The sequence below is a fragment of the Candidatus Sororendozoicomonas aggregata genome, assembly GCF_031528575.1.
Classification (GTDB): domain Bacteria; phylum Pseudomonadota; class Gammaproteobacteria; order Pseudomonadales; family Endozoicomonadaceae; genus Endonucleibacter; species Endonucleibacter aggregata.
Genome location: NZ_JAVLSP010000012.1, coordinates 1 through 25,834 on the forward strand (window position 1 = coordinate 1; position 25,834 = coordinate 25,834).

The following is a 25,834-nucleotide window of genomic DNA, read 5'->3' on the forward strand; positions in this document are numbered from 1 at the left end:
GCTATTTGACGAAGAAGCAGGAATTTTTAGACCAATTTATCGCAACCGCAGTAGGGTAGTCTATTCTCGGACAGGCTCCTAGGAGCCTGTCGGACTTAACCCGGATATTTCATAAACATGCTCCTGGCCTTGCTTGCTCCTTGCGGCTCTAAGGGCAGTTTATGAAATATCCGGGTTAAGACAATGTCGGCCTAAAATCCAGAAAGTGCGGCCAGAAGCGTTGTCACAGCATAGCATCATTTTATGCTTTTACTTTCTTTACGAATGTCTTCCGGCGAATTGAACATTAAATACAGCTCCATCAAAACGTCGGGAATCTGCTCAACCATATCCTCTGTCAGTTGTTCGTCACTGAGAATAGGCTGAAAGTCTGGCTCATCACTGAACAAGCCTGAAGCCAGCATAATTGGCAGCAGTAATTCGCAGACCTCCTGCTCATGGGCTTCAAACCATCGCTTTTCAGCAAGAAAATGTGCTTCCATAAAGCCTGTACACCAGTCAGCTAGATGACCTTGGTCGTTCATAGAGAAGGGCAGGCCAACGGTCTCTTCCTCATGAAAAGCACGGTCAATACTGTGCGTTAACCGGGTGAGGAGGGTTGTAAAGTCTGCACGAGCTTCAGTGGAAAGCCTGGCTTCACCATCAAGCATTACCGCAATGATGTCATCCTGCGTGTTTTGGCTGGCGCAAATAGCCTGTGCGGTCATAAAGCCATGGGCACAAAGGTATGGCATAGGATCAGCGCCGACTGCATGTTGTTGAATCAAGTCCTTGAAGTGTTGCTCAAGGTCAGCCATGATCAAAATCCTGACAGTAAAAAGAAGCACATTCTACGTGCTGCTTGCAGGTTATTAAAGCAATCAAAAACAGCTGATATCAATAACGGGAAGTGGTTATACTCTTTTTCCAGTTTTTCCAGTTTTTCCAGTTTTTCCAGTTTTTCCAGTTTTTCCAGTTTCGAAATAGCCTGGGATAACACTGTTTGTTACACATATGGGGTACCTATGTCCGAATCAGCTTTGGCGATTCTGAAAAACACGTTTGGGTATGACACTTTTCGAGGTTTTCAGGAGCAGGCTATTGCTGAAGTGCTGGCGGGCCGCGATGCCATGGTCTTAATGCCAACCGGTGGTGGCAAGTCATTATGCTATCAGATTCCAGCTTTGGCCCGCCCGGGCGTTGGGGTGGTTATTTCACCGTTGATCGCCCTCATGGAAGACCAGGTGGAAGGACTGAGGCAGCTCGGTGTCAATGCGCAGCGCTTACACTCCGGGATCGATTATCATCACCAGATACAGGTTGAGCAGGCGCTGCTAACGGGACACATTGATGTCTTGTATGTCGCGCCGGAGCGCTTGTTAACGGTGTCTTGCCAGCGCCTACTGGATCAGGTCCGTGTCAATTTGTTTGCTATTGATGAAGCCCACTGCGTCTCCCAGTGGGGGCATGATTTTCGCCCGGAATATTTGCAGCTGTCTCGTTTAAAAGAGCGATACCCGGGAGTGCCTCGTATTGCCTTGACAGCCACTGCTGATCAACGAAGCCGACAGGAAATTATTGAGCGATTGTCGTTGAATAATGCCCGTGTTTTTATCGATAGTTTTAATCGACCCAATATTTTTTACCGTATTGGTCAAAAAAAACAGGCCAGGCAACAACTATTGCGCTTCCTGCAAAAAGAACACCCTGGTGATGCCGGTATTGTCTATTGCCTGTCACGAAAACGGGTGGAAGATGTGGCCCGGTGGTTGTCATCACGGGGAACAAAGGCGCTACCCTACCATGCAGGCATGCCTGCTGAACAGCGTAAGGTTCATCAGGCACGTTTTCTCAAGGAGCAAGGTGTTATCATTGTCGCTACCACTGCCTTTGGCATGGGCATCAATAAGCCTGATGTGCGGTTTGTCGCCCATTTGGACTTACCGCGCAGTATTGAAGCTTATTATCAGGAAACCGGACGGGCAGGCCGTGATGAGTTACCGGCAACGGCATGGATGGTTTATGGTTTGCAGGATGTGGTGCTGTCGCAGCAAATTCAGTCCCGATCCACAGCCAGTATGGCGATTCAACGGGTAGAACAACAAAAGCTTGATGCCATGCTGGCGCTGTGTGAAGTGACTCGTTGCCGACGACAGGCGTTGTTGAATTACTTTGACGAACCCCTTGAAGAAACATGTGGGCACTGTGATTTATGTCTTGAGCCTGTGAAGACATGGGACGGTACAGAGGCCGCCCGAAAGGCGCTTTCCTGTGTTTATCGAACTGGGCAGCACTTTAATGCTGCCCATCTTATCGATGTGCTTACTGGTAAAAAGACAGCCAAAGTGATCCAGTACGGGCATCAACACCTGAGTACGTTTGGTATTGGCCAGACATTATCCATTACCCAGTGGCGTTCAGTGTTTCGCCAGCTTGTGGCTCGGAGACTGATCAATGTCGATACAGACGGCTATGGTGCCCTTCAGCTTCACCCAACGTGCAAACCATTGCTTAAAGGTGATCAGACAATTCACTTTCGAAAAGACCGTTATGAACAGCCTATTAAAGGAAAAGCAGAGGAAAGAGCTAAGGGTATCTCTGATTATTTGCACGACTTCGGCTAGTTTTGGACAAGCTGCCAGAGGAGTCGTAGGCGGCACCCCACAGGTATTTTCTGATACACTGTTTGACCGGAGTCCAGCAGTTAGCCGCTTTTGATACCCATTGACCTTTCTAACGAAACTGTTGTGCTGTCAACCTGAATGCCCGCAGAAAAATAATCACTCCGCCAAAAATAATGGATTATCAGGCGTTTTACGACACCCTCATTAGACGGATAGTCCGTCATTGACACTTAAACCTCATTTTGGTGTGAAAAGTGGGTTCACTTTTGACATTAGGCAGAAAAAAAACGACCGGATCAATAGCCTGTATCACTTCAGCAGTCTTGCCAATCGCTTTGTCTATTGCTTCTGGTTCGATTTTTTTTGTATCTATTTTTATCAAGACTACGTTTTTGCCCATGGCTTGACATCGTTTGCCGGCAGCTTTGTTGGCACTGGTTACCGCGTCTATTTCGGAGGCAGCACTCACTACCGCTTGAAACTCATTTTTAGGCAGATTCAGTATGGTAACTTTGGGTGAATTAGACCCACATCCGCCCAATAACAAAAAAAGACACAAACCAAGCGTATAGAAAGAAGTTACCTTCATCATTTATCCTTATTAATAAGAAACTGTGCTTTGGATAATTTCTATGCCACAAAAGATCAGCCAACAACGGGTCGCAAGCGTATCTTCCCTTTCTAGGAGCCTGTTGAGCTTAAGCTTTCGAGCATGAAATTCAGTAGCGCGAGTCAGATTTTTCGATGGATTTGCGCGAATAGTTGACCTATTTAAGCAAATTCATCGGAAAATATGGCCGCTATTTCTGGATTTCAGACCGAAATTGCCTTAAGTCCGACAGGCTCCTGGCAACTCATGGCCGGTTATGGGTTGCGAGATAGAAGAGTATAGACAATGCTTCAGACAGCCGCTGGTCAGTCAAACAAACGTGAATCCTTGTCTGGGAGCCTGTCGGACTTATGCTTTCGAGCATAAGTCCGACAGGCTCCTCGTTCAGGTGGGATTGGGTAGTGTTATGACCCATCTCGGTCACTTGGCCTGATGCTATTTATTGTTAGATAGACGTAATGGTATAACCGCACGTTATCTCAACGCCGCCTTTCCCGAGCATTTGCGCCACAGAGCAATACTTTTCAGCCGATAAACCTACGGCGCGCTTGACCAGAGCTTCTTTAATATTTTCTCCCTCTACGACAAAGTTCATATGAATATGTGTGAATACCGCAGGAATAGTCTCAGCCCGGGTAGCTGACATTTCAACATAACATTGATGAACGACCTGCCTGGATTTTTCGAGAATGCTGATAACATCCACCGATGAACAGCCACCAAGCCCCATAAGCACCATTTCCATGGGACTACCAGCCGTCCTGGCTTGCTTGTCAGCATCCATCACAATAGTGTTATTGCTGCCACTAATACCAACAAAGCGTTTGTTATCAATCCATTTTACCTGGGCTTTCATCTATAACCATTCCTGTAAAAAAGTAGAGGAGGCAAGGGTATAGAAAAAACGACCAAAGACCAACATCGCCAACCTTGTGATTGTGTAAGCGTACCTGACAACCTTGAAAAGCTAACTATGCTTGATGTTGAAAATATGTTGAGAGGTCGCTATGAAGCCTAGAGGTATGGCAGTGATTGCCACTGCTCTTTTCCTGTTACTATCAGGTTGCGCGAAACATTCAGTGACTGTAAAAATGCATAAGGTCTCAGATACAGGCGAAGGGGCTGACATGGGGGATATTATTATCACGCCGACGAAAAAAGGTGTACAGTTTCAGGTAGATTTAAAAGGCTTTACACCGGGGGAACACGGTTTCCATATTCATCAAAATCCATCTTGTGCTGCTGGTGAAAAAGAAGGCAAGCTCGTAGCAGCATTAGCTGCTGATGGTCATTTTGACCCACACCATACAAAAAAACATGCCGGACCCTACGGTAATGGGCATTTAGGCGACCTGCCTCGTTTGATTGCCAATGATAAAGGCGAAATTCATATGGCAGTGATTGCCCCGCGCCTTACCATGAAAGACCTGAAAGGACATTCACTAATGATTCATATGGGTGGTGATAATTATACAGATACCCCCCCTATGGGTGGTGGTGGCGCCAGGGTATCATGTGGCGTAATGAACTAAACGCGGTGAGTGTGGCTGTCTTTGAGCGTGCCACACTGTCTTTTGTTTAGCCGCCTGAACAGATAACCTTTGTCTTGTATCCCTGTTTCGTATGAGTGTCTCAAGTCGTGCGTTTTGCCCCCTCCAAACTACTTGTTTTTCCGCTGCTACGATAAATAATCAGAAAATAACCGCTGTAATCCTTCCCCTGGCTCAGGCTCACGCATAAAAGCCTCACCCACCAGGAAACAACGGATATTGTGGTCGATCATTGCCTTTACATCGTTTTGTCTGTGAATGCCACTTTCAGTAATCACCAGCCGTCCCTCAGGAATAGCAGGTAACAATGAGAAAGTGTTGTCCAGGCTAACCTCAAACGTGTGCAGGTTGCGATTATTGATGCCAAGCAAGGCATCAGGTAACGGCAGCGCCCGGGTCAGCTCTTCGGCGCCGTGCACTTCCACCAAAACACTGATCCCAAGCTCCTGGGCAATACCGTTAAAATCACGCAGCTGCCCGTCGGATAAAGCAGAAACAATAAGCAAAATACAGTCAGCGCCCATCAAACGAGCTTCATAGAGCTGCCAGGGGTCAATCACAAAGTCCTTGCGCAAAACCGGCAGTGAAGTGGCGGCCCTGGCTTGGCGCAAATACTGTGCATGCCCCTGGAAAAAATCCTGATCGGTCAGCACCGACAGGCAGGTTGCGCCCGCTTGCTCGTAGCTTGCCGCAATACTCGCCGGGTCAAAATTCTCACGAATAACGCCTTTGCTCGGGGAAGCCTTTTTCACTTCAGCAATCACAGCCGCCTTTGAGGCAGCGACCCGTGCCGTCAACGATTGGGCAAAACCGCGGGCAGGCGCACAATCAGCTGCCCTGGCTCGCGCTTCTGTCAATGGCAATTTTCGCTGACCAAAGGCCACTTCTTCCTGTTTACGTGTGATAATTGTATTCAGGATGGTGGGTAAGGACATGGCGCATTATTCCTGATTAAAACCCTGGCTGAAAGTAGCCAGGGTCCGCATTTTTTTAAGGGCCAGGCCACTCATAATGGTTTCCCTGGCAATGGCAACACCCTCGGCCAGTGAGTCGGCGACACCGGCCACATAAATAGCGGCACCACTGTTCAGGGCGATCATATCAGCCGCTTTTGGCGCATGCTGCCCCACCCGTTGGCCCAGGGCATCTTTGATCAGCGCAAGGGAGGCTTCAGACCCGTCAACTTCAAGGCCTTCAAGGCTTTGGCGCTTGATGCCAAGGGCTTCGGGGCTAATGGTGTACTGCGCAATCTTGCCGTTTTTAAGCTCAGCAACCCGCGTTTCAGTGGCAAGACTGATTTCATCCAGACCATCACCAGAATGTACGACCATTACCTGCTCACTACCGAGCTCACGAAACACCTCTGCCAGGGGTTTGCACAGTGTTTTGGAAAATACGCCGACCACCAGATTTTTTACGCCAGCAGGGTTGGACAAGGGGCCGAGGATGTTAAACAGTGTGCGAATCCCCAGCTGCTTACGCGCAGCGGCAACATTTTTCATGGCGCTGTGATGTGCCGGAGCAAACATAAAACCAACACCCACTTCTTTAACACACTTTGCCACCTGCTCTGGCGAGATGGCCAAATTAACACCGGCTTTTTCCAGCAGATCCGCACTGCCACTGGCGCTGGAAACGCCCCGATTACCGTGTTTGGCCACATGGGCACCCGAGGCGGCAGCGACAAAAGCAGACGACGATGACACATTGAATAAATGCGCACCGTCACCGCCTGTGCCAACAATATCCACCAGGTGTTCAATATCGACACTGACCGGCGTTGCCAGAGCGCGCATCACCCTGGCTGCGCCGGTAATCTCATCAAGGCTTTCACCTTTCATTCGCAGGCCAGTGAGAAAAGCACTGATCTCAAGATCAGAGCACTGACCTGCCATGATCTGCTCCATGACACTGACCATTTCACTCCCGCCAAGGTCACGGTGCTCAACAATGCAGGCAATAGCTTCTTTAATATGCATAAAAAGGTCTGTTTTTATCGGCGTAAAAAGTTATTGAGTAGCTCATGACCGAGCTCGGTCATAATAGACTCTGGATGAAACTGAACACCCTCAACGGGTAATGCGTTGTGGCGTACCCCCATGATTTCATCGTCTTGACCGTCATCCGTACGCGTCCAGGCAGTCACTTCGAGGCAGTCAGGCAGACTCTCTTTCTCAATGACCAACGAGTGGTAGCGGGTGGTCTTGACAGGATTAGGCAAGCCTGCAAAGACCCCTTTATCGTTGTGAAATACCGCTGATACTTTCCCGTGCATCACTTTTCGGGCACGAATGATCTTGCCGCCATAAGCCTGCCCGATACTCTGGTGCCCAAGGCAGACACCGAGCAGCGGAATATCACCCTGAAACCGTTCAATAACAGCCATGGAAATACCCGCTTCATTGGGCGTACAAGGCCCCGGGGAAATCACTATATGATCGGGCTTGAGTCGTTCAATGTCAGCCAGGGTTATTTGATCATTACGGTACACCTCAACGCTGGCACCGAGCTCACCAAAATACTGCACCAGATTCCAGGTGAACGAATCGTAATTATCAATCATCAACAACATGAGTTTGGCTCCTCTGGCATTTTTTTGTTCAACCCTGCCTGAGCCATTGCAACAGCCCGAAAAACAGCACGCCCTTTATTCATGGTTTCTTTCCATTCCAGCTCGGCAATGGAATCTGCTACGATGCCGCCGCCAGCTTGTATATGCAACTGTCGGTCTTTGATCACGGCCGTTCTGATAGCAATGGCGGTATCCATATTGCCATTCCAGGCCAGATAGCCCACAGCACCGCCATAGACACCGCGTTTAACCGGCTCCATTTCGTCAATAATTTCCATGGCCCGAACTTTGGGCGCGCCACTTAACGTGCCAGCAGGCAAGGTAGCTTTCAGAACATCCAGCGCGTCAAGCCCCGGTTTTATCTGACCGGTGACGTTTGAGACGATATGCATCACATGGGAGTAGCGCTCCACGATCATTTTATCCGTCAGACTAACGGTGCCCGTTTTTGCTACACGTCCCACGTCGTTACGGCCAAGATCTATGAGCATCAGGTGCTCCGCCAGCTCTTTGGGATCAGCCAGTAATTCAGCTTCGAGGGCTTTATCCCGTGCCTCTGTGGCACCTCGCTTACGGGTTCCGGCAATGGGACGAACAGTAACCTCACCGTCTTCCAGTCGTGCCAGAATTTCTGGCGATGAGCCGACAATATGGAAGTCATCCAAATCCATGTAATACATGTAAGGGGATGGGTTGGTGCTGCGCAGCGCACGATATAAATCAAGGGGGGCACTGTCAAAGGGAATGCTCATGCGTTGGGACAGCACCACCTGCATGGCATCACCACTGAGAATATACTCACGAATTTTTTCCACATAGTCTTTATGACTGGCCTGCCCCATGCTGGAGAGAAAATCCTGCTCTGCTACCTGATGGTCATTAGCGTGCGACGTGGGTATAACATAGGGTGACTGAAGCCGATATTCCAGCTCATTGAGCTTTGCTTCTGCTTTTTGCAGCGCGTCGGACTCTGCCGGGTCAGCGTGGGAAACCAACATCAGCTTACCACTGAGGTTGTCAAAGATCACAATATCGTCAGAAACCATCAACAGGATATCCGGTGTACCAATAGTGTCTTGCGGTGTGGTTGCCTTTAGTCGTGGCTCAATATACCGGACAGTATCGTAGCTGAAATAACCCACCAATCCCCCATTAAAGCGTTGCGGATGGGGAAGCTCAGCCACACGATAGCGCTGCTGAAACGCTTTGACGAAAGCCAATGGGTCATCAACGGTATGACTCTCAACCACGGTTGAGTCTGTCTCGACTTCAACGGTGTGACCATAAATACGAAGGAGCGTGCGACAAGGCAGGCCAATCATGGAGTAACGCCCCCACTTTTCACCACCGTGCACAGACTCCAGCAGATAAGAATAACGGCCATTGGCCAGTTTAAGGTAGGTGGTTAACGGGGTATCAAGGTCAGCAAGTATCTCACGACTCACCGGAATACGGTTGTACCCCTTGCTGGCCAGATGGGCAAAATCTTCAGGCGTCATATGGCTCTCTTTTTGAAAGTGGATCGGTCACAGAAAAACGGTAGCAGATTAAGTACAGGTTTGACGCAGAGTACTCTATATTGAAACCTTGTGCCAGACATCCCATAGCCCGCTGAAAACACATGGGGGAATTCCCCATGATCATTATGACTTTTTTTTCTTTCTTGTTATTTCCATAAGACTCCCCAATAAAGTACTGGCTTTTTCAGCACTAGCCTCTTGAATTAAATTTGACAGCTCTTGGGATGAATTTAAGCAGTCAGCGAAATCTTCCAGTAAATACTTGTTAAGGCGAGCCAGGCGGTGTACTAATCCTTTGTACGTTGGGGCAAATAACACAAAACCCCGTTTTATTTCGAGTGGCGAATTTCGAAAGGATAAATAAAAAACAGTATTGTCGTCTAACTCACCGGACATAAGGCAGAAATTACTGTGCTTAGGATCAGCAGCACCCATGATTTGTTCCTCTGACAACGGTCGTGTTACTTTATTCCTGGTGCGGCAGTATGAGATAAGATGGATAATCTTAAGCTCTCTGCCCATGCTGGGCTGAAAAGCACTTCTTTGTATGGATTTGTAGGAACTTTTCTCGGTATCGTTAGTGATCCGCCAGTTATTGACCTCGGCAAGTATAGGCTCAATCTTACCTACCAGGCTCACCGGATAAGGAATTACCCTCATTAAGCCATCGTATAAAAGAATGCCACGCAGGCCAGTGGTTGCGTGACAGTGTAAAATAGCTTGTCTGAGGTTACTGATGTCTTTGAAGTCCAGGTACTTAAAAAGCGTTGTATAAACAGGCGGCTGCTCCATTACATGAACGAAAAGCCGCAGCGTTCTGGCTTCCACCAGGCACGTTAATTCATGCCTGACCATCCCTTCCTCAGACTCAGTTCCACCTAACAGGCTGACCGCTTCTTCAGGTTCAATCATGTCACAGACCCTCGTCAAGCTAACTGCTAATAATGCTACCGTTATCCCCACTGCGAAAGCTGGCATCTATTATCTGAACAGCCTTACCTTCGCCAGGAGCCTGTCGGACTTAAGAAGCAGTCTTGGAACCTTGGGAGACAGGCCCCTTTTTCAGGGCCAGGCTTATGTTTTGAATAAAGAGTTATAAAGGGTGGAAGTCGAAAATTCTTCCCTTACAAGTGGATCGTACACAAAAAACGGTGGCAGATTAAGCACAGGCGTGACGCGGCGTAGTCTCTATTCAGGCGTTGAGCCAGAGGTGAAATGGCCAGCTCGAAGCACTAACTCTCATCACCCTGATTTCTTACCTGGCTTTATCTCAATAGCACCCTGTAATACAGTACTGGCTTTTTCAGCACTGGCTTCTTTGATTAATTTTTTCAGCTCGTGGGATGTATTTAATTGGTTAACGAAACTAGCTAAAAAATTCAGGGGAACCATCGGAGTCAGGCGTGTTAGTAGACTTTTATACGTTGGGGCAAAGACTACACAACCCAAGTTTCTAAAATCTGAACGTGAACTATTTATAAAACAGAGATGAAAAAAAGTGTTGTCATCTAACTCGCCGCCCATTCTGCAGAAGTTTCTATACTCAGGATCAACACCCTCGAACGCCTGCCCCTCTGGCAACGGGTCTAATAATTTAACCCTTTTGCGTGAGTAAGAGAGCAGATGGATAACCCTCAGCTCTCTACCCGGGTTGGGCTTGTATCCCCTTCTCGTCATGGCCTTCCAGGAATCGTTATCTTCATCAGATATCAACCACCTCTGAACTTCTGCACGAAAAGGCTCAAGCAAATGACATAGATTTATACTATAAGGAATCACCCTTATTAAGCCATCGTATAAAAGAATGCCACGCAGTTCAGTCGTTGCGTGACAGTACAAAATAGCTTGTCTGAGATTGCTAATGTCTTTGAAATCCAGGTACTTAAAAAGCGTGGTATGAACAGGCGGCTGCAGCATCGCACGGACGAAAAGCTTCAGGGCCCTGGCTTCTACGATGCAAGTTAACTCATGCCTGACCATTCCTTCCTCAGATTCAGTTCCACCTAACAGGCTGACCGCTTCTTCAGGTTCAATCATGTCACAGACCCTCGTAAAGCTAACTGCTAATAATGCTATCGTTATCCCTACTGCAAAAGCTGGCATCTATTACCTGAACAGCCTTACCTTCCCTGGGAGCCTGTCGAACCTAAGACAATTTCGGCCTGAAATCCAGGAAGTGCGAGAAAGTGCGAGAAAGTGCGAGAAAGTGCGGCCAGAATGATGGTAATGGAAGTGTTTCAGCAGTCTTGGAACCTTGCGAGACTGAACCCCTTTTCAGGGCGCAGCCTTATGTTTTGAATTCAGGTAAAGGGTTAAAAAGGTGGAAAGTGGAAAGTGGAAAGTGGAAAAATCTTCTCTTGCAGATGGATCTTACACAAAAAACGGTGGCAGATTAAGCACAGATGTGACGCGGCGTATTCTCTACTCAAGCCCTGTGCCAGAGGTTAACACACCCAGGGATGCTAACTCTCATCATCCTGACTTCATGCCTGGCTTTATCTCAATAGCATCCTTTAATACAGTACCGGCTTTTTCAGCACTGGCTTCTTTGATTAATTTTTTTAGCTCGTGAGATGTATTAAAATTATTAATGAAATGATCGATAAACCCCTGGCGAATCAAGCGGTTTATTAACACTTGATACGTTGGGGCAAATATCGCTATTCCCTCGTTTTTTTCTTCGGCTGTATCATGTTTGAATGAGAGATGAAAAAAAGTGTTGTCGTTTAACTCACCGGCCATAACGCAGGAGCTAAAAACACTCGCGGGAGTCCCCCCCCCATAGGCCCCTCGCAACGCCGGAATTCTTACCTTTTTGCGGCGGTAAGAGATAAGGTGTAACACCGTAAGTTCTTTACCCAGAGAATTCTGGGAAGTCCACCTCGGCTTTTTTCTTGAAGAAGTGCTGCTCTTATTACAAATCTTCCAACTATTGATTTGTGCAAGTAAAGGCTCAACCCCACGCACCAGGCTCGTCTGATAAGGAACTATCCTCATCAAACCATCGTATAACAGAATGCCACGCAGGAAACTACTGGTTGTATGACAATGTATAATAGCCTGTCTGAGATTAGCGATATCTTCAAATGCTAAATACTTGAAAAGGGTGGTATGAACAGGCGGTTGCATCATTGCATGAACAAAAAGCTCCAGGGCTTCACTTTCCACGATGCAAGTAAAATCACACCTGCCCCCCCTCTCCTCAGTTTCACCTGACGAGCCGGCCACTTCCTCTTCAAATTTATTGTCAATCATGTCATAAATCCTGATACAGACAAATGAAAAACTACCGTGATCCCTCTACTGCGCGCGCTGAAGCCTATTATCTGAACCTCCTCCCCTTCGCAGGCATGATGGCGATGGAAGTGTTACAGCAGTCTTAGCCTGGCGAGATTGACCCCTTTTCAAGGTGAAGCATTATGTTTTGAATAAATAATTAAGATAATTAAAATAATTAAAAATTGGAAATGCCTCCCATACGGGTGGATCAATCACAGAAACGGTAGCAAGCTGCTTACAGTTTAACACAGCAGCGTAATTCCTACTCAAATCTTGTATCACATGTACCAAAGCCTGCTGGAAGCGCATCGGAGGTTAACCATGTTCATTATGACCTTTTTTTGTCTTTTTATTTCTATAACTTTTTATTTCTATAACACTGTCCAATAAAGCACCGGCTTTTTCAGGGTTCTCCTTTTTGATTAAAGTTGCTAGGAGCCTGTCGGACTTAAGACAATTTCGGCCTAAAATCCAGAAAGCGCGAGAAAGCGCGAGAAAGCGCGAGAAAGCGCGAGAAAGCGCGAGAAAGCGCGGCCAGAATTTCCGATCAATTTGCTTAAACAGGTCAACTATTCGCACAAATTGATCGAAAATTCTGACTCGCTCTATTGAATTTTATGCTCGAAAGCATAAGTCCGACAGGCTCCTAGTCAGAAAGACTCTATGTCCCTCACCAATTTATTCTGCGATCTCGATGGTTTCTACCTTGAGAGCATCAAATTAACGTTACTTTATCTCTTGCATAAAAACCATTGATTACAAAATCTCACCGGCTTATCCTCCTGCTATTAATAGGTGTCAGTCCTTCCAGGGAGTCGGTGAGGGCCTATAAGATACCCGACGACAAGGTACGCTGTAGAGGAATCGTTGTTCATGCCCGTTTATCGCTCCAAAACCTCAACCTATGGCCGCAATATGGCCGGTGCCCGTGCGCTCTGGCGCGCAACAGGCATGAACGATGATGATTTTGGTAAACCTATTATTGCTGTTGCCAACTCATTCACCCAGTTCGTGCCGGGGCATGTCCACCTGAAAGATATGGGACAACTGGTCTGTCGTGAAATTGAAAACCGCGGTGGTGTCGCTAAAGAATTTAATACCATCGCCGTGGATGACGGGATTGCCATGGGGCACGATGGCATGCTTTACTCCCTGCCCAGTCGCGATATTATCGCAGACTCCGTCGAGTACATGGTGAACGCTCACACCGCTGACGCTTTGGTGTGTATTTCCAATTGCGACAAAATCACTCCCGGGATGCTGATGGCGGCCATGCGGTTAAATATCCCGGTGATCTTTGTCTCTGGCGGCCCTATGGAAGCCGGAAAAACCCGGTTGGCAAGTCATGGACTGGATCTGGTGGATGCCATGGTCATTGCTGCCTCTGATGCTGATGATGAAACCGTTGCAGAAATTGAGCGCTCTGCCTGCCCAACCTGTGGCTCCTGCTCAGGAATGTTTACCGCCAATTCCATGAACTGTTTAACCGAAGCATTGGGCTTATCATTACCTGGCAATGGGTCCATGCTGGCAACCCATACTGACAGGAAAAGCCTATTCCTGGACGCTGGTCGAATCATCGTTGAGATAACCAGACGCTACTATGAACAAGACGATTACAGTGTATTGCCTCGAACCATTGCCAGCTTTGAAGCTTTTGAGAATGCCATGAGCCTTGATATTGCCATGGGCGGTTCTACCAATACTATTTTGCACTTACTGGCAGCCGCTCAAGAAGGTAACGTCCCTTTTACTATGAAGGATATTGACCGTCTTTCGCGCAAAGTCCCCCAGTTGTGCAAGGTTGCACCGAATATTCAACGGTATCATATGGAAGACGTTCATCGTGCCGGTGGGGTAATGGCTATTTTAGGCGAACTTGAGCGTGCGGGTTTATTCCATGACCACATTCCCACCGTACACAGTACCTCATTCCGTGAATCACTGGCAAAATGGGATATCATTCAAACCGAGCATGAGGGGGTAAAACAGTTTTACCGTGCAGGGCCTGCCGGCATAAGAACCACGGCAGCCTTCAGCCAGAGCACACGCTGGGACACGCTGGATGATGATCGCAAAGAAGGCTGCATCCGCAATCATCAACATGCTTACAGTGAAGAAGGGGGCTTAGCTGTCCTTTACGGTAATATTGCCGAAGAGGGTTGTGTGGTTAAAACCTCGGGGGTTGACGACAATATTCTGGTGTTTGAGGGCTCTGCCCACATTTGTGAAAGCCAGGATGCTGCCGTGCATGATATTCTCAATGGCAAGGTGAAAACCGGGGATGTTGTGGTCATCCGCTATGAAGGCCCCCGTGGTGGCCCTGGCATGCAGGAAATGCTATACCCCACCAGCTACCTGAAATCAAAAGGGCTGGGTAAAGCCTGCGCGTTATTAACCGATGGCCGCTTTTCTGGTGGCACCTCTGGCTTGTCCATTGGTCATGTGTCACCCGAAGCGGCTGCCGGTGGTGCCATAGGGCTGATTGAACAAGGTGATATTATTCGTATTGATATTCCTGCACGCTCAATCAATGTCCTGCTTTGTGACAAAGAGCTGAGCCAGCGGCGAACGGCAATGGAAGCTAAAGGTTCACAAGCCTGGAAACCAGCAATGGACAGACCCCGCCAGGTATCAGCAGCCCTTAAAGCCTATGCCATGATGGCAACCAGTGCTGATAAAGGCGCTGTTCGGGATATTGAAAAGCTGCGTTGACATCCTCCTCCAGCCAGATCACTGGAGAAGTCCAATTAAACAACGATTTTCTTACGGCTTTGACCATGTTTCTGCTTCATGCAGACAGCTGAGGGGCGCTGACATTAACGTCACAGGATTTACTTTTCTTCTATCTCAAGGTAAGTCAACTGACAAGTGGAGGTTTAACAGAATATCAGTTGTGCCCCAAATGGCGTGAAAAAGAGACGTTATTTTTGAACAAACCCCTAGGAGCCTGTCCGAGAATAGACTACCCTACTGCGGTTGCGATAAATTGGTCTGAAAATTCCTGCTTCTTCGTCAAATAGCCCCACTATTATCCTCAGAAGCAGAAATTTTTATCCTCAATTTCTCGTAATCCTCGCTACGGGCGCTATTCTCGGTCAGGCTCCTAGCAGTAATGTTTGGAGGCTTGCTATGCGACTGGTGATAGCTTTCAATTTTAGTCAAACGCTGGCTTGCAAGAAGACGGATGAGAATGCGATTCCTAGAGGCAGAAATGATTATGAAAGTTGTTTAACCGAGTGTCAGCAAAATGAAAAAGGAGTGGAACCCCTCTTAATTCCAGCCCTGAACAGTAAAAAGGATCCAGTTAAAACCTTTCAATACCCCCTTGCTGTTGGTGTCATGCGGAATTTGGTTTTTGCATTGAACGATAACCCACAGATCGTTGGGCGATCAGTATTTATCATGGTTATTACCAAGGGACGCTATACGCCAGACTCTATCAGGCGCTTTTTCATAGAAGCATACAATGCTTCACTGCCGGTTGCCGCAAGTATAAGAGTTGTGACCAGTATCGCACATTGTGATAGAGGTCTACGGTACAATGCTATCATCAACAACGTGCTGGAAGGCTTTTGTCAATTCCTGAATAGTTCAGATAATAGACAAGAGTCTTATAATGCAGCGGCTGATCTTTGGAGTTTTATCAGGCCTGAAATGGTTTATTTTTTTGATGATAATCCTGAAAACCGTGAGGCAGCAAGTAGTGCGGGGTTTACTGCTGTTAATTCACGTGAACCAGAATTTTTCAACCATCTTATCATGCTGGCGAATATTATTCGTTCTGAAAGCTTTTTTAAGGGAATACCTGATATAAGCTATGACGATGCGGAGGCACTTGAGGCTGATGGTTGGGCAGTCGTCAGTGGGCCTTTGCCTCTCTGATTCTCAACAGTTAAAAACTGTTTAACACCAGCAAAAATATCAGCGCAGGACACACAATCCGAATATACCAGGGCCATATTGTCCAAAACAGGTGAGTCTCCACGTCTGGAAAACCACGACGAATTTCACTTAACAACCGGTCCTGCCTCATTAGCCAGCCACAAAATATTGATGTAGCCAGACAAAGCAGGGGCATCAGGTAGTGAGTTGTTATTTTTACCGTCAGGGACAACAGGGTATCCCTATGGATAATAATGGCGAAGGCGATCACTGCGGCAATGGTGCTTACCAACCAACAAGCAGTGTTACGTCGCAGGTTGCCCCGTTCAACCAGGAAAGAAACCGGCGTTTCCAGCATAGCGATAGAGGACGTTAACGCAGCAATAGTCATCAGTACAAAAAAGGCAAAAAATACCCATTGACCAGCTACCCCAAGCTGCTTAAACAGTGCGGGCAAAACGACAAACACCAGTGCGTCAGCGTTGAGCAGCGAGCCATCAGGAGCGTAGATGGTTATGCCCTGACGCATCGCAGCGTACATGCACGGTATCACCAGTAGCCCTGCCATAAAAGCCACCGTACTATCAAGGACAGCCACATGGGCGGCTGTTGTTGGAATATTCGCGTTTTTATTCAGATAAGACCCATAGACCATCATTGCCCCAACCCCCAGGGACATGGAGAAAAATGACTGCCCCAGTGCGCTGATGAGCAGTTTTGAGTCCAATAACCGTGAAAAGTCCGGCAACAGGTAGACCTTTACCCCCTCCATACCGCCTTCGCGGGTCAACCCAAAAGCAATCAGCACCAATAAAAGAACAAACAAAGCAGGCATCAAACGACTGGACCATCGTTCAATACCTTCTTTCACACCCCGGGTCACCATTAACGTGGTCAGTAGCATAAAAACCAGCATAAACAGGAGAGAAAATACGGTAGAAAATGCGCCCATTGACTCTCCGAAGCCCTTTAAGCCTAACCCGTCAGCAACGGGGATAACGCTAAAACCAATAAACCAGCCTCCAACAATACTGTAGAAACTGTAAATCAGTGTGATGGTCGTCATTGCCGCTAAACCTGTCAACTTACCCAGCTTTTGCCACAGCGGACGGGGATTAATACGCTCAAGCGCGGTCACCGGGTCAGACGTACTGAAGCGCCCGATGGTCAGCTCTGCCACCAGCGCCGGGTAGGCAAGGGTGAATGACATGACAAGATAGACCAATACAAAGGCCGCGCCCCCATTTTCAGCGGTGAGGGCAGGGAAACTCCAGATATTGCCAATGCCCACCGCACAGCCTGCGGCAGAGATGATAAACCCGAGTCGGGAACTGAATTGGCCGCGCGTTGAAGAAGGCGGTATCACTGTCCCATGACCGAATGAAGGCAAAATACGATCCTCGTGTGCTTTATACCAAAGACCTTTGTTAGTCAGCTCTACAGGCGCGGTTAGAGTAAGCCATTGGTGTTATTTATTTCACGCCACTATAGCACAGCAGGTCTATCATCGCCCCCTTGTTCCCATGTCATTGGTATCATCCATGCGCGAATAGACAACGTATTTTAAAGAAGTCGACAATACGCTCCAGCGCATAGAGAGCATGATAACCTGCTTTGATAAATGACTGCCAAAGTAAAACCGCGCGGCTGCACCCTAAATGGCGTGAAACAGAGGCGTTATTTTCGGAAAAATCCCTGGCAATGGTGTTTGGAGATTTGCTATGCGGCTGTTGATAGCCTTCGATTTTGACGACACTCTGGTTTGCGTGAAATCTGATAAGAACAGGGTTGCTGGAACTAAATCTAAAAAAAGGTTTTAACGCTATTAATTCACGTGAACCCGCACTTTTTAACCCTCTCAATCTCCTGGTGAATATTATTCGTTCTGAAAGTTTTCTTGGAGACATACATAATACAAGCTATGATCAAATAAAAACACTCGAGACGGATGGTTGGGTGGTAGTTTGAATTAAATACTCAAGTGACCTGGCGCAAGCACATCACCATGGTCTCATTATAGGTAAAGTAGAACAACACAGCCGCGCCCCAAATGACGTGAAGACATGAAGACGTGAAAGAGAGGAGGCGCTATTTCCGGTAAAATACCTGGCAATGATGTTTTGAGGTTTGCTATGCGACTGTTGATAGCCTTCGATTTTGACGATACTCTGGTTTGCATGAAAAATAATAAAAATGTGACTGCTGGAAGTAGACAAGATCGTGAAAGCCTCTTAACACACTGCCAGAAAATGCATAAGTCAGAGGAGCCGATCATCATTCAAGCCACGCTTAAATCGGGATCGATTAAAACCATTCAATACCCCCTCGCTCGTGGGATGATGAAAAATTTTGTTTTTGCATTGAATGATAACCCACACGTCATTGGACGATCAGTATTTGTAGTGGTCATAACCAACGGATCATACATGCCAGTGGCTATCAGGCGATTTTTCATGGAAGCTTACGGTGCTTCAGAAGACGTTGCTATAGGTATAAGGGTTGTTTCAAGGTGTTGTCATCATGATCGAGACCTGCGATACAACATTAACAGGGCAACCGCATTAGAAACTTTTTGTAGATTCTTAAATAGTTCACGTCATAGACCAAGGCTCTATGAAAACACGGCTACTGATCTTTGGAGTTTTATAACTCCTCAAATGGTTTATCTTTTTGATGACCTTACTCACAACCTTCTGGGAGCCAAGGAAAAAGGTTTTAACGCTATTAATTCACGTGAACCCGCATTTTTCAACCACCTCAATCTCCTGGTGAATATTATTCGTTCTGAACGTTTTCTTGGCGGCATACATAATACAAGCTATGACCAAATAAAGACACTCGAGACTGATGGTTGGGCGGTAGTTTGAATTAAATACTCAAGTGACCCATTGCGTTCACATAACTCTTACTCGGTTTTGATGCTACCTATACTATCTATTCTATCTATACTATGGGAATGAATGATTCCCGGTAAAGCAGCCTGTCAAAACACTCAGGCGCCAGCAGCTTTACTGAGCAGGGTGAATAAAAAGTAAAGGCTGACCTTTTGAGACAGTCGAAGCCGCAAAGCATTACATGGAGAAAAACGACGATCCAGACTCAGGAGGACGGTTGGTATCTTGACAACGTATTTTAAAGAAGTCGAAAACACGCTTCTGACTTGCCTGGGAAGCATGATAACCTGCTTTGATAAATAACAGCTAAACCAGAAGCCTGTCGGACTTAAGACAATTTTGGCCTAAAATCCAGAAAGTACGAGAAAGTACGAGAAAGTACGAGAAAGTACGAGAAAGTACGAGAAAGTACGAGAAAGTAAGAAAAAGTGCGGCCAGAATTTCCGATCAATTTGCTTAAATAGATCAACTATTCGCACGAATTGATCGAAAATTCTGACTCGCCCTACTGAATTTTATGCTCGAAAGCATAAGTCCGACAGCCTCCTGGAGCCACACGACTGTACCCCAAATGGCGTGAAACAGGGATGTTATTTACGGACAAATCCACGGCAATGATGTTTTGAGGTTTGTTATGCGACTGGTGATAGCTTTCGATTTTGACGACACTCTGGTTTGTTCAAAGACTGGTGAGAATATACCCCAGGGAAGTCTATGGGATCGTGAAGCCCGTTTAACAGAGTGTCAGAAAAATGAAAAAGGAGAGAGTCCACTCACCGTTTTGGCCATGCCTATGTCGGGAGAATCGGTTGAAACCCTTCAATACCCCCTTGCTGTTGGGATGATGCGGAATTTTGTTTTTGCATTGAATGATAACTATCCCATGATGGGACGGTCAGTATTTATCGTGGTCATTACCAATGGGCGTTATACGCCAGAGGCTATCAGGCGCTTTTTTATAGAAGCTTATGGTGCTTCACAGACAGTTGCTTCAAGTATAAGAGTTGTGTCCAGGTACTCGCTTGCTGACAGAGGTCTGCAATACGAATCTTACAGGGGCCGTGCGTTAGAACGTTTTCGTGCGTTCCTAAATAGTTCAAGCAATAACACACGGCACAGTGCCAGTAAAGCTTTTGATCTTTGGAGTTTTATCAGACCTGAAATGGTTTATCTTTTTGATGATTCCTCTGACAATCTTCTAGAAGCAAAGAGCATGGGTTTTAACGCTATTAATGCACGTGAGCCCGCATTTTTTAATCATCTCCATCTTCTGGTAAATATTATTCGTTCTAACAGCTTTTTTGAAAGAGAAATGCCTGTAGGCTATGACGAGATGAAAACACTTGAGTCGGATGGTTGGGCGGTAATTTGAGTTAAACACCCAACTGACCCAGTACTCCTGTATGGCCCTTACCTGGCTTTGACAAGCGGTTTATGCTGGGGCAATAAATATTGCCAGTAAAGCAGCCTGTCAAAACGCTCAGGCGCCAGCAGCTTTACCGCACAGGGCGAACAAAAAGTAAAGGTTTACCTTTTTCAAGCAGATACGGATAACCAATGGTTTTATTTTTATCCCCTATCCCTACTTCTGCTGGTGCCAAATAAAGGTATGCCCATCCGGGCATGCGAGCGCTGAGCTTTTGATAAAACACATTTTCTTCCATGCTCTTCAGACCGTCGCCCTGGGTAAGGGCAACTCTTGGATAACGCTGCTCATCAGCAACGTGGAATAACCAGGCATTCTGCCCTGCCGTCGCATAGTAGGAAAAAGGCGGCGTAATGACCGGTCCAATAGGTTCAGGAATATAGACACTTAACATACAGTTCATTTGCTCGAATGAGCACTGACCGTCACTGCGCTCAAGGTACCATTGCTGAAAAGGAAGCCCCATATGGATAAAAGGTGTTTTTACCGGTTGCAGCTGATACTGCATCTCCTGAAGTACCATGGTTGACATTTTGACGACCAGGTTTTCCAATACCTGCCGGGCATGCATTTCATCCATCGCCTGGTTTTCAGGCATCCAGGCAAATAGCCGATGATGTTTTCTGTGGCTGGCACCGGGTACGCCCCATCCCCAGTAGAAGCTTTCATAAGCGCCATAGGGGGCAATGCTGACACCGGCTATCCCACTGGCTCCACCATAAGCAGGATGAGAGATACCGCTTAGCTTATAGTCCATTAACTGACCTTCTTTATTGTAAGCAGTCTCCGGCAATTGCTGGTCATGAATCTGAAAGGACATACCTGCCGTATTGGTCAGGTTCTTAGCCTTTGACCACGCCTCGTTATAATGGACAGACTTACTGACACAACCACTTAAGAAGATGGCTGTAGCTGTCAGCAAGAAGTGTTTATTCATGGTGCCCGCTCTCTGGAGTTTCCTTATTATCTTGATCGACAACAGACAGAGATAACTTTATACCAATCGTCTTTTCTAACGCCGCTTTAGTAAGAGTCTGATAATAACTTCCCAGTTTTGCCGTTCGGGCTGAGCCTGTCGAAGCTCGCTGCCATCACCGTTCGACTCTTCAGCAAGCTTAGAGCTCAGGGTGAACGAAAATCGGGAAGTTATTTTTAGACTGCTTCTTAGGAGCAGAGGCTGAAAACTGAACGCCAGCTCTGCGTTAAAACGCCTGACAATAGCGGGCTTCATTCCCCGGAAGGCTGCCAGGATAAAGAATGATTCTCAAGCCAGTGCAGGTTGAACGAATAATACAGTCTGCTGGTCAGAAGATGAATCGTGCCATCGGGGGTTTGTGTCAAGGTGACATAGCCGGCAGGTTCTCCCTGCGTTTTTGTGGCAATAAACCTGCCGGTCCAGGCGCCGCCGTCATACGTTTTGCCATCCGCGGGCGTCAGAGGTTTCCTTACCGGCCAGGTTTGCCCTTCATCATAGCTCAAAGCAGCGTACAGTCCCCGGTATTCTATTTGATGACCGTCGTTATCAATAAAGGCCATGGCCGGACCGAGGTTGGTGTTCTCAGCTGGGTTATTTTCATTGCGATCTCTGTTTCTAAGACCTGTGAACGACACTAACAGCAGAGGTGATCGCCCTGATGTGAGTTTATCCGTTAAACGGATCAACCCGAGCCGTTGACCACTGCCTATGGCCGGCAACCCTGTCAGAGCATACGACCAGTTAATGCCTGCTTGATCTGAACGACTGACAGGCATATGACCTTCTTTATAATGTGAACGATCCGCCTTCCATAACGCTTTCACCCATGTGGGGTCCGCACGACCGAGGGCCAGCAGGCGTGGGGGTTCGTTTGCCTCTGGGTACACTTCAACAACACCGGCATGAATACCGCATATATTCCCCATTACTGAACCAAGGTCTTCTGGCTGTTTTCCTGTGTAGTACAAGGGTTCTTTTTCCCCCTTGCCATAATCAACCCACTGATCACCTGTGTGTAAATATAAAGCTGTCCCCCCCAATCCCCCGTCAGTATTGTCACACGGTAGCACCCGGTCGCCATTTTCTCGCCTGAAAGCCCCACTGATCACCTGATGACGATAGGCAAATACCGGGTCAATGATGTCAGGTTCAGTCCATGTTCGGCCAAAATCAGTGCTTGCGCGCTGTATTAAAGCCAGCTTTGCCCACCCTTCTACCCCGGGTTTTCCGATACCGTTATAATGGTAAAGGGTCTTGTTTTTATCGTCATAAAAAAGTGCCGTTCCATGGTCGTTAGAATTATCGACCTTAAAAAACTCGCTGGCTTGTTCCCATTGCTTGTTTTTATAGTTGTACCTGCTGGCCAGAACAGTGAGTTCAAGGCTTTTTTCTTGTTTTGCTGAGGGTGTTGAGTAATAAGCAACCAACAACTCACCTTTTTCATTGGATGTAACGCTTGGCTGGTGCTGGTGGGTATGGCGCTTAAACGTTTCGGGAAGATTAATAAACGGGGTAGGTCCCCTGAAAAAGCCGTCTTTTGACAGATCTTTTGACAGATCGCCAGGCTGATACTCTCTGGATTGCCTTGACCACAACGGTATATCATCAGGAAGCAATAGAACGCCTGATATGTCTTCAAGCCTGTTCCCATCATCTGAGAGCGAAACTTTTGCGTGATTGTAGGTGTAAGGTTGCGCGGCAATGTCGCCTGTAACCAGCAATCCACTGCAAACAATTATTACCAGGGAATATAAAATTTTCATCTCTGAACCCGTTGTGACCGGTAATTGATAAATAAGCAGCACGCTGAGGGTACAAAACCGATCGGGCTGGTCTTATTATGATTATGGTTATTCTCTGGTTAAATGCTTTCCCCGTTGAAAATATAAACGCTACCATTGTTAGAAGGCGTGTTGAAACGAAAAACCCATTAGAAGATGACTAACGAAAACCTTCCCCCAAAACAAGCGGGCGTTAATCTTAAGTGACCACGGTGAATTATTCACCATGGTCATCATAGGTCACATATGATTAACGTGCCATTATTTCCAGTGTATATAAATTCCATCGGGATATTTTAAGAGGGAAGCACCCGTTTTAGCACAATTGGAGAACATACCGGTATCAGGATTAATTTTGCATTGAATAACATGATAATTATAGGCATTGGCCACATAAGCCCGGGTGCCTTCGGGATTAACCGCAATACCAGCGGGAACATAAACTTCTGTAGCGCCCGCATCACCACAGGCTGAAAATTTACCCGTAGCCACATCAACCTTGCAATGAACGACTTTTGAATCCTGATTGGTGATATAAACCTGATTACCAGCGTCATTGAAGGCCATTCCAAAGGGAATATAAAGTCCGGTAGCACCTGCATTTTGGCATTGTGAAAATATACCAGTAACGGGGTCAACCTTACAAGCATTAACACGGCACCCCCACGAACTTAGTACAAAGGCACGATTTTCTTCTTTATTGAATTTTATATCCGCAGGATCCGAGAAACCAGCCCCCTTGGTATCAACACAATTGGAAAAATTACCCGTAGCTGGATCAACTTTACAGGTAATAATCTTTGAGTCATAGAAATTCGCCACGAAGGCGCGCGTGCCCTTTTTATTTAACGTGATACCTGTTGGTTGTGCCAAGAGCGTAGCACCGGTGTCGCCACAGTTTGAAAAATTACCCGTAGCCTGATCAACCTTACATTGAATGATCTTGTTATTATCGGAACTGGCTATAAAAGCATGCGTACCTTGCTGGTTAAGCACAACCATAGTAGGGTTATTCAAGCCAGTGGCACCGGTATCACTGCAACTGGAAAAAGCACCCGTGGCCGGATTAATTTGACATTGAATGATTTTACTGTAATCCCCTTTAAAAATATTATAACTGGTAATATAAGCTCGGGGGGTAGTGGCTTTAGTCAGGGATTGAAATTGACCGTTTTGCGTTGACTCCTTTTGAATATAACTGGCTTTTTGAATATAACTGGCTTTTGCTAGATTGACACCAACTAAAACTAAACCAGCAAGTAAGAAGGTAACACAATATAAAACACGACTTTTCATCTTGGACAGAAACATGCTTTAACTCTCCAATTTCCAATGAGGGAACGTTGCCTATTCGTTAATCAAAACAGGCAAAGCGCTCGATATGAGTTGGATTTGATACTCTAGTGCGCCACCATTGGCTTTTACAAATTGCTCGCCTTTTTTCCCTATCATCCTCCTGTAATCAGTATTATCGAGCAGTGTACTTACGGTTTTTATCAACGTATCCACATTGTGGACCATGAGAAGCCCACCAGCCTTGGCCAGTGACTGGCTGATATCGAGAAAGTTAAAAGTGTGGGGTCCACTAATAACAGGTAACCCCAGTGATGCGGGCTCCAGCATATTATGCCCTCCGCGTTCAACCAGACTTCCACCCACAAACGCGATGTCTGACGCCCCATAGAGCATCATCAATTCGCCCATGGTGTCCCCAAGTATAACATCTGTAGACGATGTTAACACGGGATGCTGGCTATGCCGCAGGCAGGTAAGTTGATTTCTGAGCACCTGCTCGTACACTGAATTAAAGCGTTCAGGGTGCCTTGGCACAATCACCAGCAGCAAGTCTTTGTGGGTTTTCTTTAAGGCGATGAAGGCATCAATGATCGGTTGATCTTCCCCATCATGGGTGCTGGCAGCGATCAACACTGTTACCGGTCGCCCAAGACCCATTTGCCAGGATGTTTTCAGTTGCTTTGATTTTTCTTGCAGGTGAGCATCAACAGCCAGATCAAATTTTATGCTGCCTGTGACTCGCATGCGCTCTCTGGGGAGACCTAATTGCAGGAAACGTTCACCGTCATCGGCATTCTGGCAGGCTACCATGGCAATTTTACTCATCATTTTGCGGGTCAGGCTACCCAGCTTCCGATAGCCTTTTGCTGAGCGAGCTGACAATCGGGCATTGGCAATTACTACAGGAATGTTACGCTGGTAACAGGCATTGATGGTGTTTGGCCAGAGCTCAGTTTCAATCACGATGGCAATAGCGGGGTTTACATGCGTTAAAAAGCGAGACTGAGCACAGGGAAGGTCATATGGCGCATACAGGTGGGACACAGTATCTCCGTGGATCTTTTTCACCTGCTCTGAGCCTGTCGGCGTCATGGTCGTGACTAAAACACGATAGCCAGGGTAGCTATCTATCAGCTTTTTAACCAAAGGGGCGCTGGCAATAGTTTCACCGACAGAAACGGCATGCACCCAGATGACGGGTTGATGGAAAGAGAGCGTTCTATAGAAGCCCAGACGCTCACCCCAACGCTTTCGGTAAGCGGGTGCCTGGCGCGATCGCCAAAGGTGTTTAAGGAAAACACAGGGCACCAGCAGATACAGAATCAGAGAATACAGGTATCGGTTCATAGCCACATTTTTATCCAATTAAGAGCATGCCGGGCACTGGAAAGAACAGGGCTTCTGCCGATAGTTAACACTCCCGGCAAGCGTTTTCTCATCGT

At 47.0% G+C, this 25,834-nt stretch carries 21 protein-coding genes; 6 read left to right on the forward strand and 15 right to left on the reverse strand.

Features of this window, described 5'->3' with window-relative positions; all coding sequences use genetic code 11:
- Positions 1 to 236: 236 nt before the first annotated feature.
- A complete protein-coding gene (locus V4C51_RS03965; protein WP_330924832.1) occupies positions 237 to 797 on the reverse strand; it encodes a YecA/YgfB family protein in 561 nt (186 codons plus the stop codon).
- Positions 798 to 1,004: 207 nt separating this feature from the next.
- On the opposite strand from V4C51_RS03965, the gene recQ reads away from it, so the two are divergent.
- Positions 1,005 to 2,603, forward strand: a complete 1,599-nt coding sequence (gene recQ / locus V4C51_RS03970) for a DNA helicase RecQ (RefSeq protein ID WP_330924833.1) — start codon at positions 1,005 to 1,007, stop codon at positions 2,601 to 2,603.
- A 220-nt stretch (positions 2,604 to 2,823) separates the two neighbouring features.
- Here recQ and V4C51_RS03975 read toward each other — a convergent pair whose 3' ends face one another.
- Entirely contained in the window at positions 2,824 to 3,195 is a 372-nt protein-coding gene (locus tag V4C51_RS03975) for a hypothetical protein (RefSeq protein ID WP_330924834.1), read from the reverse strand.
- A 463-nt stretch (positions 3,196 to 3,658) separates the two neighbouring features.
- On the reverse strand, positions 3,659 to 4,069 hold the full coding sequence (locus tag V4C51_RS03980) for an OsmC family protein (RefSeq protein WP_330924835.1): 411 nt from the start codon (positions 4,067 to 4,069) through the stop codon (positions 3,659 to 3,661).
- A gap of 151 nt (positions 4,070 to 4,220) precedes the next feature.
- On the opposite strand from V4C51_RS03980, the gene sodC reads away from it, so the two are divergent.
- Entirely contained in the window at positions 4,221 to 4,745 is a 525-nt protein-coding gene (gene sodC, locus V4C51_RS03985) for a superoxide dismutase [Cu-Zn] SodC (RefSeq protein WP_330924836.1), read from the forward strand.
- A 146-nt stretch (positions 4,746 to 4,891) separates the two neighbouring features.
- Here the strand turns inward: sodC and trpC are convergent, their stop codons facing one another.
- The 7 genes from trpC to V4C51_RS04020 all read right to left on the reverse strand — a co-directional run bounded on the left by trpC (position 4,892) and on the right by V4C51_RS04020 (position 12,110).
- Complete coding sequence (gene trpC, locus V4C51_RS03990) at positions 4,892 to 5,698, reverse strand: indole-3-glycerol phosphate synthase TrpC (RefSeq protein WP_330924837.1); 807 nt, start codon at positions 5,696 to 5,698, stop codon at positions 4,892 to 4,894.
- Positions 5,699 to 5,704: 6 nt separating this feature from the next.
- Positions 5,705 to 6,742, reverse strand: a complete 1,038-nt coding sequence (trpD, locus tag V4C51_RS03995; protein ID WP_330924838.1) for an anthranilate phosphoribosyltransferase — start codon at positions 6,740 to 6,742, stop codon at positions 5,705 to 5,707.
- A 14-nt stretch (positions 6,743 to 6,756) separates the two neighbouring features.
- Positions 6,757 to 7,335: an aminodeoxychorismate/anthranilate synthase component II gene (locus V4C51_RS04000; protein WP_330924839.1), complete on the reverse strand. Its 579-nt coding sequence runs from the start codon at positions 7,333 to 7,335 to the stop codon at positions 6,757 to 6,759.
- Positions 7,326 to 8,834: an anthranilate synthase component I gene (trpE, locus tag V4C51_RS04005; protein WP_330924840.1), complete on the reverse strand. Its 1,509-nt coding sequence runs from the start codon at positions 8,832 to 8,834 to the stop codon at positions 7,326 to 7,328. Before trpE ends, V4C51_RS04000 begins: the two co-directional genes overlap by 10 nt.
- Positions 8,835 to 8,978: 144 nt before the next feature.
- Entirely contained in the window at positions 8,979 to 9,767 is a 789-nt protein-coding gene (locus tag V4C51_RS04010) for a hypothetical protein (RefSeq protein WP_330924841.1), read from the reverse strand.
- A gap of 330 nt (positions 9,768 to 10,097) precedes the next feature.
- On the reverse strand, positions 10,098 to 10,892 hold the full coding sequence (locus V4C51_RS04015; protein WP_330924842.1) for a hypothetical protein: 795 nt from the start codon (positions 10,890 to 10,892) through the stop codon (positions 10,098 to 10,100).
- A gap of 435 nt (positions 10,893 to 11,327) precedes the next feature.
- The gene (locus V4C51_RS04020) at positions 11,328 to 12,110 is read right to left on the reverse strand and encodes a hypothetical protein (protein ID WP_330924843.1); all 783 of its coding nucleotides are present in this window, start codon (positions 12,108 to 12,110) and stop codon (positions 11,328 to 11,330) included.
- An 897-nt stretch (positions 12,111 to 13,007) separates the two neighbouring features.
- On the opposite strand from V4C51_RS04020, the gene ilvD reads away from it, so the two are divergent.
- The gene (ilvD, locus tag V4C51_RS04025) at positions 13,008 to 14,849 is read left to right on the forward strand and encodes a dihydroxy-acid dehydratase (protein WP_330924844.1); all 1,842 of its coding nucleotides are present in this window, start codon (positions 13,008 to 13,010) and stop codon (positions 14,847 to 14,849) included.
- 417 nt (positions 14,850 to 15,266) lie between these two features.
- Complete coding sequence (locus V4C51_RS04030; protein WP_330924845.1) at positions 15,267 to 16,019, forward strand: hypothetical protein; 753 nt, start codon at positions 15,267 to 15,269, stop codon at positions 16,017 to 16,019.
- Positions 16,020 to 16,029: 10 nt separating this feature from the next.
- Here V4C51_RS04030 and V4C51_RS04035 read toward each other — a convergent pair whose 3' ends face one another.
- Positions 16,030 to 17,409: a sodium-dependent transporter gene (locus tag V4C51_RS04035; protein WP_330924846.1), complete on the reverse strand. Its 1,380-nt coding sequence runs from the start codon at positions 17,407 to 17,409 to the stop codon at positions 16,030 to 16,032.
- Between the two features lie 742 nt (positions 17,410 to 18,151).
- On the opposite strand from V4C51_RS04035, the gene V4C51_RS04040 reads away from it, so the two are divergent.
- Both V4C51_RS04040 and V4C51_RS04045 read left to right on the forward strand, forming a co-directional pair.
- The gene (locus V4C51_RS04040; protein WP_330924847.1) at positions 18,152 to 18,886 is read left to right on the forward strand and encodes a hypothetical protein; all 735 of its coding nucleotides are present in this window, start codon (positions 18,152 to 18,154) and stop codon (positions 18,884 to 18,886) included.
- 661 nt (positions 18,887 to 19,547) lie between these two features.
- A complete protein-coding gene (locus V4C51_RS04045) occupies positions 19,548 to 20,285 on the forward strand; it encodes a hypothetical protein (protein ID WP_330924848.1) in 738 nt (245 codons plus the stop codon).
- Positions 20,286 to 20,409: 124 nt separating this feature from the next.
- Here V4C51_RS04045 and V4C51_RS04050 read toward each other — a convergent pair whose 3' ends face one another.
- The 4 genes from V4C51_RS04050 to waaA all read right to left on the reverse strand — a co-directional run bounded on the left by V4C51_RS04050 (position 20,410) and on the right by waaA (position 25,739).
- Complete coding sequence (locus V4C51_RS04050; protein WP_330924849.1) at positions 20,410 to 21,276, reverse strand: hypothetical protein; 867 nt, start codon at positions 21,274 to 21,276, stop codon at positions 20,410 to 20,412.
- 290 nt (positions 21,277 to 21,566) lie between these two features.
- Complete coding sequence (locus V4C51_RS04055; protein WP_330924850.1) at positions 21,567 to 23,078, reverse strand: sialidase family protein; 1,512 nt, start codon at positions 23,076 to 23,078, stop codon at positions 21,567 to 21,569.
- 279 nt (positions 23,079 to 23,357) lie between these two features.
- Complete coding sequence (locus V4C51_RS04060; protein WP_330924851.1) at positions 23,358 to 24,407, reverse strand: beta-propeller fold lactonase family protein; 1,050 nt, start codon at positions 24,405 to 24,407, stop codon at positions 23,358 to 23,360.
- Between the two features lie 36 nt (positions 24,408 to 24,443).
- The gene (gene waaA, locus V4C51_RS04065) at positions 24,444 to 25,739 is read right to left on the reverse strand and encodes a lipid IV(A) 3-deoxy-D-manno-octulosonic acid transferase (protein WP_330924874.1); all 1,296 of its coding nucleotides are present in this window, start codon (positions 25,737 to 25,739) and stop codon (positions 24,444 to 24,446) included.
- Between the last annotated feature and the right edge of the window lie 95 nt (positions 25,740 to 25,834).